8 protein-coding genes are annotated in these 13,085 nt (G+C 55.1%); 5 read left to right on the top strand and 3 right to left on the bottom strand.

The genetic code is table 11. The annotated features are described in order from the left end of the window. The 3 genes from araJ to sbcD form a co-directional block, all read right to left on the bottom strand. Entirely contained in the window at nt 1–1,173 is a 1,173-nt protein-coding gene (gene araJ, locus ACE15A_RS16960) for an MFS transporter AraJ (protein ID WP_064055905.1), read from the bottom strand. Between the two features lie 172 nt (nt 1,174–1,345). Beyond that, nucleotides 1,346–4,465, bottom strand: coding sequence for an exonuclease subunit SbcC (sbcC, locus tag ACE15A_RS16955; RefSeq protein WP_064055904.1), 3,120 nt, complete (start codon nt 4,463–4,465; stop codon nt 1,346–1,348). Continuing rightward, on the bottom strand, nt 4,462–5,664 hold the full coding sequence (sbcD, locus tag ACE15A_RS16950) for an exonuclease subunit SbcD (RefSeq protein ID WP_053508579.1): 1,203 nt from the start codon (nt 5,662–5,664) through the stop codon (nt 4,462–4,464). The genes sbcC and sbcD overlap by 4 nt, the downstream gene beginning before the upstream one ends. A 214-nt stretch (nt 5,665–5,878) precedes the next feature. Here sbcD and phoB point away from each other — a divergent pair, with 214 nt between their 5' ends. The 5 genes from phoB to malZ all read left to right on the top strand — a co-directional run bounded on the left by phoB (nt 5,879) and on the right by malZ (nt 13,085). After that, on the top strand, nt 5,879–6,568 hold the full coding sequence (gene phoB, locus ACE15A_RS16945; protein WP_000113921.1) for a phosphate response regulator transcription factor PhoB: 690 nt from the start codon (nt 5,879–5,881) through the stop codon (nt 6,566–6,568). A gap of 69 nt (nt 6,569–6,637) precedes the next feature. Continuing rightward, nucleotides 6,638–7,933, top strand: a complete 1,296-nt coding sequence (gene phoR, locus ACE15A_RS16940; RefSeq protein WP_023246143.1) for a phosphate regulon sensor histidine kinase PhoR — start codon at nt 6,638–6,640, stop codon at nt 7,931–7,933. Between the two features lie 408 nt (nt 7,934–8,341). Next, complete coding sequence (gene brnQ, locus ACE15A_RS16935; RefSeq protein ID WP_023246144.1) at nt 8,342–9,661, top strand: branched-chain amino acid transporter carrier protein BrnQ; 1,320 nt, start codon at nt 8,342–8,344, stop codon at nt 9,659–9,661. 74 nt (nt 9,662–9,735) lie between these two features. Then, complete coding sequence (proY, locus tag ACE15A_RS16930; protein ID WP_129382466.1) at nt 9,736–11,106, top strand: proline-specific permease ProY; 1,371 nt, start codon at nt 9,736–9,738, stop codon at nt 11,104–11,106. Nucleotides 11,107–11,267: 161 nt separating this feature from the next. After that, nucleotides 11,268–13,085, top strand: a complete 1,818-nt coding sequence (gene malZ, locus ACE15A_RS16925; protein ID WP_053508577.1) for a maltodextrin glucosidase — start codon at nt 11,268–11,270, stop codon at nt 13,083–13,085.

The raw sequence follows: 13,085 nt of genomic DNA, 5'->3' as shown, positions 1-13,085 counted from the left end.
TCATCCGGCAACAGACGTGACTGATTGATGCTTGTGTTTTAGACGGCCATATACCAGCAACGACGACATGGCGGAAAACGACAGTAGAGCGGCGGGAAGCGCCACGTAGTGGTACGCAAAACCTAGCGTCAGCATCAGCCCTCCGCACCAGGCGCCAATTGCGCTACCGAGATTAAACGCGATTTGCCCTCCCGCCGCACCCAGCAGTTCGCCGCCTTTGGCATTTTGTAGCAGCAAGATCTGCAGCGGCGCAGAGAGCGCAAACAGACCAGCGCAGCAGATAAACGCGAAAGTCAGCGATGCCGTTTTGCATCCGCCAAAGAAAAAGAGCGCCGTGAGAGAGAGCACGATAACGAGGTCAGTCACTGCCGCGATGCGGAGCGGAGTATATCTGCCGGAGAGTTTGCCGCTTAATAGATTGCCTAACACCATCCCCAGCCCGACCAGCATCATAATAAACGTCATGCTCGTTTCCGAAAAACCGGAGATGTACATCATAAATGGCTTGATATAGCTGAACCAGGCAAAAACGCCCGCATTGCCGAACATCGTGGCGGCGAAGATAAGCCACGGCGCGAGGCTGCGCAGAAAGTAGAACTGCTCGCGCAGGCTGCTTTTGGCTTCGTCGCGAATATCCGGCACCCAGAAGAAAATCGCGGTGAGCACGGCGATGTTGAAAACCGCGATCAATAAAAAGGTGTAGCGCCAGCTAAATTCCTGGCTCAGGTAAGTGCCGAACGGGATGCCCACCAGATTCGCCACCGTCATCCCCGAAACCATACCCGCGACGGCGGCGGTGACTTTCCCGGGGCGGATAATCTTTGACAAGACAATGGCGCCGACGCCAAAAAAGGCGCCGTGCGGAAAGCCGGAAACCAGTCTGCCGATGGCGAGCATCAGATATGAGGAGGAAAAGGTAAACATGGCATTGCCTGTCACGCACAGCATGACCAGAAACAGCAGTACATGTTTAAGCGAAAAGCGGCTGGAAAAAAGCGCCATAATGGGAGCGCCCAGCACGACGCCGAAGGCGTAAAACGAGATCATATGCCCGGCGGAGGGAATCGTTATTCCGACATCGCGCGCCAGCTCCGTCAGCACGCCCATAATGCCAAACTCGGCCATCCCCAGTCCGAACGTACCCAGCGCCAAAGAAAAAATAACTTTTTTCATACCACCTGCCGAAAATGAAGGCGCATGTTGCGCGCCGTGGCTGTCAACTGTCGTAGCCAATCAACGTATAGCTTGCGGATAAGCGCGAGGTAATACCATTCCTTATCCGTCTTTGTGTATTCATTATTATGCTACGTCATGACATTATGTTGCGCGCAGAATGGCTCCCGCGTTACTCCACGGCAAACACTTTGTCCAGTTTGCTGTAACCAAGTCCGTTGATTTTTTTCACTTTTATCTGCACAGGGATACGTTCTTTCATGGCTTCCACGTGGCTAATAACGCCGATGGTCTTACCGCTGGCATTCAGCGCGTCGAGCGCATCCAGCGCGGCGTCCAGCGTTTCGCTATCAAGCGTGCCGAAGCCTTCGTCGAGGAACAAAGAGTCAATGCGCGTTTTATGGCTGACCAAATCTGATAACGCCAGCGCCAGCGCCAGGCTGACCAGGAAACTTTCGCCGCCTGATAAAGTGCGCGTATCGCGCACAGCGTCGGCCTGCCAGGTATCGACAACCTCCAGCTCCAGCGCGTCGCTGGCTTTACGTTGCAATAAATAACGACCATGCAGACGGGTGAGCTGATGATTCGCCAGCCAGACCAGATTATCCAGCGTCAGCCCCTGGGCGAATTTGCGGAACTTATCACCCTCTTTAGAGCCGATCAGCGCATTAAGATAGCCCCAGTCTTCCACCTGCTGAGAGGCTTGCGTCATTTCCGCCATCAGCGCCCGTTGGTGCTGCCGATTATCTGCATCCTGTTTAATTTGCTGGCGGATTTCCCCCTGGCGTGTCGTGTTTTCACGCAGTTGTTGCGCCAACTGCGTCAGCCGCTGCGAGAGCTGCTCCGCCGTACACGTTGGCTCCAGACCGGCGGGCGGCTGTTGCTGATGGTCAGCCAGCGCCTGCGCGGACTGCGCGCTTAACGCCTTCGCTTGCTGTAGCTGACTTTCCAGCGCCTGTTGCTGTTTTTCCAGACGGGTCACGGTCTCTTCATCCAGCAACGCCGCCAGGAACGTTGTCTGGCTGTCAAACGGGCTATTTTTTAACGCTGCGTCAAAATGCGCTATCGCCTCGGCGGCGCGCTGCTGCTGCAAGGTTTGCAATTGGCTTTGTAACGACACGCATTCATCATGCGCCTGCCGCCAGTTATCCAGCGGCACGTCGTCGGAATCCACGGTATCCGTTTGCGGTAGCGTCTCCAGCAACGGGGCAAGCCTGTCGATCTGCGTTTGCAAATCCGCGAACTCTGTCTGACGCTGTTGCCACATTTTCACTTCATCGGCGCGGTCATTCAGCCACGAAGCCTCCTCTTCTGGCGCAGGAAGGGAAAGCTTATACAGCGCCAAATCAGCCGTCAGCGACGCCTGACGCTGCGCAATCTGCGCGGTAAAGCGGGCTACCTGCTCGGTATGCGCGGCGATTTGCGTTTGTAGAGCATGGCGCTGGCTTAGCTGATCCAACTGCTGCTCATGCTCTTCCGCGGCGGTCAGCCAGCCAGAGAGATCTTCTTGCGGCTGAAACTTAACGCCCAGCGCGGCGCAGAGCGTTTGCCATTCCTCAGTAAGCGCTTGCTCTTCCTGCAACAGCGACTGCGCCTCGCTTTCATCCCGCTGTAATTGTTGCGTTAAGGCATCTAACTGTCCTCGCAGCGCAGCGCCTTCTTCCGCCAGCGTTTTGACCTCTTTTTCCAGCGCGTCGCGGCGGGTTTGATTCGTGCTCAGTTCGAGCGCCTGATAGGCGGCGATGGCGGGGTGTGTCGTCGAGCCGCAAAGCGGACACGGCTGGCCGGGCTGTAAGCGCGCCCGCTGGCTTTCCAGATCTTTGATGCGCGCTTCCTGCTCGCAAATAGTGCGAACGTCCGCAAGCTCCTGTGCTTTGGTTTTATAACTCAGGCGCTTATCCGCCAGGCGTTGGGTGTATTGCGTCTGTTCCTGATGATGACGCGTAATCGCCTCCTGTAGCTGCGTCTGACGCTTTTGTTTCGGGGTAATTTGCCCCTGAAGCGCGGCGAGACGCTGACGTAGTGGACGTTGCCGGGTATGTAACGCCCTGGCTTCCGCCAGCGCCTGTGGCGTGAGATCGAGCATGAGCGGCGGTAGCGCGTCGAGTTGACGCGTATCGCTCATCAACTGCTGTTGCCATTGGCTCAGTTGCGCCCGATCGTGGGATTGTTGTGTTAATAATGCTCGCCAACCCGCCAGTTCGCTGTGCCAGACGCGGATGCCGTCGTGTTCCGCCAGCCATGCCTTCAACCGCTGCCCTGTGGCGTTCAGTTGCGTGGATTGTCGATGCGCGCAGGCGCGGATACTCTGGCGCAGGCGATACGCGCTTTGTAAGCGAGCATTCACTTCATCAATGTGCTGGCGAACCCGCTCAACGGCGCGGGTTTGTTCCTGAATGCGCTCCCAATGCGGGCGCAACTGGCGAGCAGGTTGCGCCAGAGTCAGCGCCGCGAGCTGCGGCTGCGCTTTTTCTCGCGCCTCTTGCGCCGCGTACAGCGACTGCTGCCGGGCGTGTAATTCAGTGTGGAGCTCGTTTTTTCGGGTCAGCCAGTGAAGGTGCTGCTGCTGTACCTGCTGGCCGGCCAGCAGGCGTTTCTCTTCGTCAGTAAGCGCCTGCAAACTGGCTTCCAGTTGCTGTAACTGTTCGTCCGCCAATAGGGCGACGCCGCTGGCCTGCGCTTGTAACTTTTCCAGTTCGAGACGGGCTGATTTATGTTTTTCAAATACCTGTGCGGATATCTGCCCGTAAATCTCAGTGCCGGTGAGCTCCTCCAGAAGCTCTGCGCGCTCTTTCGCTTTGGCGTTAAGAAAGGCGGCGAACTGCCCCTGTGATAACAACATCGAACGGGTGAAGCGCCCGTAGTCCAGCCCGGTCAACGTGGCGATCATCTCCAGTTTATCCTTTACCTTATCGGCAAAGATTTTTCCGTCTGAACACCGCGCCAACTCCACGCGTGGGGCCTGGAGATTGCCGTCAGGCTGATTTCGGGCGCGGTTCTGGCTCCAGAACGCGCGCCAGGCTTCGCCTTTTACCTCAAACTCCACTTCGGCCAGACATTCCGCCGTATCGCGCGTCATCAAATCGTTTTGCGATTGCGATACCGTATTCAGGCGCGGCGTTTCGTGGTACAGCGCCAGGCAGATGGCGTCAAGCAAGGTGGTTTTTCCCGCGCCGGTCGGGCCGGTGATGGCGAATAACCCGTTACTGGCAAACGGTTCGGCGGTAAAGTCGACCTTCCATTCTCCTTTCAGCGAGTTCAGGTTTTTCAGACGCAAACTGAGAATTTTCATGCCTCATGCTCCTCATTCAACGCGTAGAGCGTGCTGGAAAAGAGCTGATTCAGGCGCTCGCGCTGCGGGGTATCTAACGCTTCCAGCGCCAGCCGCCGCGCAAAAACCTCCTCCACGCTAAGCTCGCTTAATGTTTCCCGCCGTTCGTTCGCCAGCGAGCGTTCACGCTGTTCGCGGCTACGACGCACCAGTAATACTTCTACCGGTAGCGACTCCGTTAATGTCTGTATTTTTCTTTGTATATCATGTAGATAATCATCGCTGGTGATTTCAATATCCAGCCAGACGGAGGGCGATTGCTCAATGCCGCGCCACTGCTCAAGCTGTTCGGTAATTGACGCCAGGTCGCCTTTTAAAACCGCCAATGGTTGGCTAACGGGGATGGCCAGACTTTCGGTACTTTGCCATTTCCCCTGGTCGAAGGTCACCAGATGCACGCATTTGCTTTTGCCGCACTCATCAAAGCTGAGGGCGATGGGGGAGCCGCAATAGCGGATATGCTCTGTGCCGCCGACACATTGCGCGCGGTGAATGTGTCCCAATGCGATATAATCCGCTGGTGGGAAATGCTCCGCCGGAAAGGCATCCAGCGTACCGATATAAATGTCGCGTACCGCATCGCTTTTGCTGGCGCCGACGGTGGTTAAATGCCCCGTCGCGATAACCGGCAACTTCCGTTCGCCGCGTAGCAGGCACGCTTCCTGGTACTGCTGTTGATAATAATCGGCAATCGCATGAAGGAGTTGCTGCTGTTTCTCGCTGCCGGACAACCCCGCCTGGCTGGTAATAATGTCGCGCGGGCGCAAAAAGGGAATGGGGCACAGTACGGCGCCGGGAGAACCATCGCGGCGATGAAGTAGTTGCGGCGCATAGCCCGCGCTGGCGATCACGGTTGTATTGAGAAACGCCAGAATTTCGCGTGACTCGTTAAGCGTGGCAACGGAATCATGATTACCGGCCAGCACCACTAAATGACAGCCTGTTTGCTGTAAATTAACGACAAAACGGTTATAAAGTTCTCGGGCATAGCTTGGCGGCGAACCGGTATCAAAAATATCGCCTGCGACAATAATGGCATCCACCTGATGGGACTGCGCGGTCTCCAGCAGCCAGTCCAGAAAAGCCTGATGCTCCGCGGCGCGGCTTTTACTGTAGAAATTTTGTCCCAGATGCCAGTCAGAGGTATGGAGGATGCGCATAATAGTTCCATGCAAAAAAAGCGTGAACGGGATTATACACGTCATCCCCTCCATTTTTGGGCGCAATTTACCGCCAGTAGACGGTAATGCAATGTTTCAACGGTGTCATAAATCATCAACATGCTGTCAATACCACCCCTTTTTTTCATAAATCTGTCATAAATCTGACGCATAATGGCGCGGCATTGATAACTAACGACTAACAGGGCAAATTATGGCGAGACGTATTCTGGTCGTAGAAGATGAGGCGCCGATCCGTGAAATGGTGTGCTTCGTGCTCGAACAAAATGGCTTTCAGCCCGTAGAAGCCGAAGATTATGACAGTGCGGTGAATAAACTTAATGAACCCTGGCCGGATCTCATCCTTCTTGACTGGATGTTGCCCGGCGGGTCTGGGTTACAGTTTATTAAACATCTCAAACGTGAAGCCATGACCCGGGATATTCCTGTGGTTATGCTGACGGCGAGAGGTGAGGAAGAAGATCGCGTGCGCGGGCTGGAAACCGGCGCCGACGATTACATTACCAAGCCGTTTTCCCCCAAGGAGTTGGTGGCGCGCATTAAGGCCGTTATGCGGCGTATCTCACCGATGGCGGTCGAAGAGGTGATCGAGATGCAGGGACTGAGCCTTGATCCTGGCTCTCATCGCGTGATGACCGGCGACAGCCCACTGGATATGGGGCCGACCGAATTTAAATTACTCCATTTCTTTATGACGCATCCGGAACGGGTTTATAGTCGCGAACAGCTACTCAACCATGTCTGGGGCACCAATGTGTACGTTGAAGACCGGACGGTCGACGTGCATATTCGCCGTTTGCGTAAGGCGCTGGAGCACAGCGGCCACGACCGGATGGTGCAAACGGTACGCGGGACAGGGTATCGTTTTTCGACCCGCTTTTAATGCCTTTTCCGCCAGTAGATCACAGGCTTCTGGCGGAGAAGGCTTTCCATTCTTGAGGGAGTATGACGCGTGCTGGAACGGCTGTCATGGAAAAGGCTGGTGCTGGAGTTGGTGCTCTGTTGCATCCCCGCGCTTATCCTTAGCGCTTTTTTTGGTTATCTGCCGTGGTTTTTACTGGCGGCGGTGACGGGACTGCTTGCCTGGCATTTCTGGAATTTATTGCGCCTCTCCTGGTGGCTGTGGGTCGACAGAAGTATGACGCCGCCGCCGGGACGGGGAAGTTGGGAGCCGCTGTTATACGGTTTACACCAGATGCAGTTGCGAAATAAGAAGCGCCGCCGCGAGCTGGGGAACCTGATTAAACGTTTTCGCAGCGGCGCGGAGTCGCTGCCTGATGCAGTGGTACTGACCACAGAAGAGGGCGGCATTTTTTGGTGTAACGGTTTGGCGCAACAGATACTGGGGCTACGCTGGCCGGATGACAGCGGGCAGAATATTCTCAATCTGCTGCGTTACCCGGAGTTTACCCAGTATTTAAAAACGCGTGATTTCACCCGTCCGCTTCATCTGGTGCTGAATACCGGGCGGCACCTGGAGATCCGTGTCATGCCTTATACCGATAAACAACTCCTGATGGTGGCGCGCGATGTGACGCAAATGCATCAGCTTGAAGGCGCCAGGCGTAACTTTTTCGCCAACGTTAGCCATGAGTTGCGTACGCCATTGACGGTATTGCAAGGCTATCTGGAAATGATGCAGGAACAGGCGCTGGAGGGGGCGACGCGAGAGAAAGCGCTGCATACGATGCGCGAGCAAACGTATCGTATGGAAGGGCTGGTAAAACAATTGCTTACGTTGTCTAAAATTGAGGCGGCCCCGGCGCTGTTATTAAATGAAAAAGTGGATGTACCGATGATGCTGCGGATCGTGGAGCGTGAAGCGCAGACGCTCAGCCAGCAGAAGCATACCTTTACGTTTGAGGTCGACGATAGTCTTAGCGTTTTGGGCAACGAAGAGCAGCTACGCAGCGCGATCTCAAACCTGGTGTATAACGCGGTAAACCATACGCCGGCGGGAACGCATATTACGGTGAGCTGGCGACATGTCGCGCATGGCGCTGAGTTTTGCATACAAGATAACGGTCCGGGGATTGCCGCTGAGCATATTCCTCGTCTGACCGAACGCTTCTACCGTGTCGATAAAGCGCGTTCGCGTCAAACGGGCGGCAGCGGCCTGGGGTTGGCGATTGTGAAACATGCGCTGAATCATCATGAAAGCCGCCTTGAAGTCGACAGTTTGCCTGGTAAAGGAACGCGATTTAGCTTTGTTCTGCCGGAACGTTTAATTGCCAAAAATAGCGTCTAATTACCTTTCGTAAGTATAACTTTCCATAAGCCAGCGGATGCTGGCTTATTTTCTTTGCAGTTAATGCGGGGGCGCTGAAACTTTCAACGTCTGGTGGTTTTTTGTTCGCATGATTAGCCATAACTTTTTCATGAGAATGGTGTTTTATTCTGGTTGTAAATTTCATATCGCTATATTCATCTGGTTTTTAGATCCCACCTTGCTTTAAAACGTTATAAGCGTTTAAATTGCGCTCCAGGTGCTGTCATTACGGCTGCATTTGCGCGGTAAATCGAAAAACAATTCTTCGCCGCATCGGTCCGGGAGTTTTTCCCGCTGAAATTGATAAAAAACGCCGCTTTATAATCCTCCGGGAAAGGCAAAAATTTTAATGTTTACAACATCACCATCCACAGGCAGTAAGACTTTATGACCCATCAGTTAAAATCGCGCGATATCATCGCCCTGGGCTTTATGACATTTGCGCTGTTCGTTGGCGCAGGCAATATTATTTTTCCTCCTATGGTCGGTTTGCAGGCGGGTGAACACGTCTGGACAGCCGCTATTGGCTTTCTGATTACCGCCGTGGGTCTACCGGTTCTTACCGTTGTGGCGCTGGCGAAAGTCGGCGGCGGCGTAGACAGCCTCAGTACGCCGATTGGTAAAGTGGCGGGCCTCCTGCTGGCGACCGTTTGTTATCTGGCCGTCGGGCCATTATTTGCGACGCCGCGTACCGCGACGGTGTCGTTTGAGGTCGGTATCGCTCCGTTGACCGGCGATTCTGCAATGCCGTTGCTGATTTACAGCGTGGTCTATTTCGCTATCGTTATTCTGGTTTCCCTCTATCCGGGTAAGCTGCTGGATACGGTAGGGAATTTCCTGGCGCCGTTGAAAATTATTGCGCTGGTCATCCTTTCCGTTGCGGCTATCGTTTGGCCTGCCGGTCCAATCAGCAACGCCCTGGACGCTTATCAGAATGCGGCCTTTTCTAACGGATTTGTGAACGGCTATCTGACGATGGATACGCTGGGCGCGATGGTGTTTGGTATCGTTATTGTGAACGCGGCGCGTTCTCGCGGCGTTACCGAAGCGCGCCTGTTGACGCGTTACACGGTCTGGGCCGGCCTGATGGCGGGCGTGGGGCTGACGCTGCTTTACCTTGCCTTGTTCCGCTTAGGCTCTGACAGCGCGACGTTGGTCGATCAGTCAGCGAACGGCGCGGCGATTCTTCATGCCTACGTTCAGCATACCTTTGGCGGCGCGGGAAGCTTCCTGTTGGCGGCGCTAATCTTTATCGCCTGTCTGGTGACGGCGGTGGGGCTGACTTGCGCCTGCGCTGAGTTCTTCGCGCAGTATATTCCGCTGTCTTACCGGACGCTGGTCTTTATCCTCGGCGGCTTCTCTATGGTGGTGTCAAACCTCGGACTGAGCCATCTGATTCAAATCTCCATTCCGGTGCTGACGGCTATCTATCCGCCGTGTATCGCACTGGTTGTATTAAGTTTTACCCGCTCATGGTGGCATAATTCCACCCGCATCATCGCACCGGCAATGTTTATCAGCCTGCTTTTTGGTATCCTTGACGGCATCAAAGCATCTGCCTTTGGCGATGTGTTGCCAGCCTGGAGCCAGCGTTTGCCGCTGGCGGAACAAGGACTGGCGTGGTTGATGCCAACGGTGGTGATGGTGATCCTGGCGATTATCTGGGATCGCGCGGCGGGTCGACAGGTGGCCTCCAGCGCTCACTAAAATCGCTGACATATGTGTACACCACGGGGCTTAACGCCCCGTGGTTTTTTATTGTGTTGATAGGTCAGAAATTGATGGAAAGCAATAATAAGCTAAAGCGTGGGCTGAGTACCCGGCACATTCGCTTTATGGCATTAGGTTCGGCAATCGGCACCGGCCTGTTTTACGGCTCGGCGGACGCCATCAAAATGGCGGGGCCGAGCGTGCTGTTGGCCTATATTATTGGCGGGGTCGCGGCATATATCATTATGCGCGCATTGGGGGAAATGTCCGTTCACAACCCTGCCGCCAGCTCATTTTCGCGCTATGCGCAGGAAAACCTCGGCCCGCTGGCGGGCTATATTACCGGCTGGACCTACTGTTTTGAGATCCTGATCGTCGCTATTGCCGACGTGACCGCGTTCGGCATTTATATGGGCGTCTGGTTCCCCGCCGTGCCGCACTGGATTTGGGTTCTTAGCGTGGTGCTGATCATTTGCGCCATCAATCTGATGAGCGTCAAGGTGTTCGGCGAGCTGGAGTTTTGGTTCTCCTTCTTCAAAGTCGCCACCATTATTATCATGATTGTCGCGGGTATCGGTATCATTGTGTGGGGAATTGGCAACGGCGGGCAGTCCACCGGCATTCATAACCTGTGGAGCAACGGCGGGTTCTTCAGCAATGGCTGGCTGGGAATGATCATGTCGCTGCAAATGGTGATGTTCGCTTACGGCGGGATTGAGATTATCGGTATCACCGCCGGGGAAGCGAAAGACCCGGAGAAATCCATTCCGCGGGCCATTAACTCGGTACCGATGCGTATCCTGGTATTTTATGTCGGCACGTTGTTCGTCATTATGTCTATCTATCCGTGGAATCAGGTCGGCACGGACGGTAGCCCATTTGTGCTGACGTTTCAGCATATGGGGATTACCTTTGCCGCCAGCATTCTGAACTTTGTGGTATTGACTGCCTCGCTTTCCGCTATCAACTCCGATGTGTTTGGCGTAGGCCGTATGCTGCATGGTATGGCGGAGCAGGGGAGCGCGCCGAAAATCTTTGCCAAAACGTCACGCCGTGGTATTCCGTGGGTCACTGTGCTGGTGATGACGATTGCGCTGCTGTTTGCGGTTTATCTGAACTACATCATGCCGGAAAACGTTTTCCTGGTGATTGCCTCCCTGGCGACGTTTGCGACAGTATGGGGGTGGATTATGATCCTGCTGTCGCAAATCGCCTTCCGTCGTCGTTTACCGCCGGAAGAGGTAAAAGCGCTGAAGTTTAAGGTGCCGGGCGGTGTCGTAACGACGATAGTGGGTCTGATTTTCCTGGTCTTCATTATTGCGCTTATCGGCTATCATCCGGATACCCGCATCTCACTATATGTGGGCTTCGCCTGGATAGTTTTGCTGTTGATTGGCTGGATGTTTAAACGCCGTCGCGACCGTCAGTTGGCGCAGGCGTAGTCGTTTTTCTCTGCCTTATCCGGTCTGCAGGCAACTGTAGGCCGGATAAGCGGAGCCGCTTCTCCTCCTTGCGTCTCCTCCCCTAATAAACCCTCGGATGATGAGTTATCCTTTAAATCCCTATGGCAAGGTGACCCCATTTTCAGTAGAGGGGATACGAGATGTTGAATGCCTGGCACCTACCGGTTGCCCCATTTGTGAAGCAACATAACGATAAATTAATCATTACGTTGTGGCTGAGGGGAGAAGATCCGCCTTCTCGCGTGACGTTGCGCTCAGAATTTGATAATGAAGAAATCTCGCTGGCGATGCGCAAACAGCGCCGCCAGCCGCAGCCGGGCGTGACGGCGTGGCGAGCGACGCTCGATATCGCGTTAGGGCAGCCCCGTCGCCGTTACAGCTTTAAATTGCTTTGGCATGACCGTCAGCGATGGTTTACGCCGCAGGGATTTAGCCGTTTTCCGCCTGCGCGTCTGGAACAATTTGCGGTTGATGCGCCGGATAGCGGCCCACAGTGGGTCGCCGATCAAATTTTTTATCAGATCTTCCCGGATCGTTTTGCCCGCAGCGAGACGCGTGAAGCAGATCAGGACCGAGTGTATTACCATCATGCCGCGGGGCAGGAGATTGTGCTGCGTGACTGGGACGATCCTTTAACCATCCAGGCGGGCGGTTCTACCTTTTACGGCGGCTGTCTGAATGGCATTTGCGAGAAGCTACCGTATCTGAAAAAACTGGGCGTCACAGCGCTATATCTGAACCCGGTATTTACCGCGCCGAGCGTCCATAAGTATGACACGGAAGATTATCGCCATGTCGATCCGCAATTTGGCGGCGATCGGGCGCTGCTGCGCCTGCGGCGTGAAACGCATTCGCAGGGCATGCGACTGGTGCTGGATGGCGTGTTTAACCATAGCGGCGACTCGCACGCGTGGTTTGACAGGCATAACCGCAGCACTGGCGGCGCGTGCCATCATCCGGACTCGCCGTGGCGCGACTGGTACTCCTTTTCACCACAAGGCGTGGCGCTGGACTGGCTGGGTTATCCGAGCCTGCCGAAATTCGATTATCAATCAGAAACGCTGGTGGATGAGATCTATCGCGGTGAGGACAGTATTGTTCGTCACTGGCTAAAGGCACCGTGGAATATGGACGGCTGGCGGCTGGATGTCGTACATATGCTGGGCGAGGCGGGTGGGGCGCGCAACAATTTGCAGCATGTCGCCGGCATTACCCGGGCGGCAAAAGAGGCGCAGCCCGAAGCCTATATTGTGGGAGAACATTTCGGCGATGCGCGGCAGTGGCTACAGGCCGACGTGGAAGATGCCGCCATGAATTATCGCGGTTTTACCTTCCCGCTGTGGGGATTTCTCGCCAAAACTGATATCGCTTACGAGCCGCAGCATATCGATGCCCGGACCTGTATCGCGTGGATGGATAACTACCGCGCCGGATTATCGCACCAGCAACAACTGCGCATGTTTAATCAACTCGACAGCCATGATACCGCGCGCTTTAAGACCCTGCTGGGTAAAGACAAGGCGCGCCTGCCGCTGGCAGTGGTCTGGCTGTTTACCTGGCCCGGCGTGCCATGTATCTATTATGGCGATGAAGTCGGCGTAGACGGCGCGAATGATCCGCTGTGCCGCAAACCGTTCCCGTGGGACGAACGCAAGCAGGACGGTAACTTGCTGGCGCTGTACCAGCGTATGGTGAAACTGCGCCAGCGCAGTCTGGCGCTGCGTCGTGGCGGATGCCAGGCGCTGTATGCCGAAGGTGATGTAGTGGTGTTCGTGCGGGTTTATCAGCAGCAGCGGGCGCTGGTGCTGATTAACCGGGGCGAGGCCTGTGAAGTGGCGCTGGAAGCGTCGCCGTTGCTGAACGTGGCCGGATGGCAATGTAAAACGGGAAGCGGTGACATCCGCGAGGGGAGGCTTACTTTACCCGCGATTTCCGCGACGGTATGGATGAATCGTTGA

Source organism: Salmonella sp. HY31 (assembly GCF_042604575.1).
GTDB classification, from domain to species: domain Bacteria; phylum Pseudomonadota; class Gammaproteobacteria; order Enterobacterales; family Enterobacteriaceae; genus Salmonella; species Salmonella diarizonae.
The sequence above is the reverse complement of the archived record's forward strand: the minus strand, read 5'-3'. Positions and strand labels throughout refer to the sequence as shown.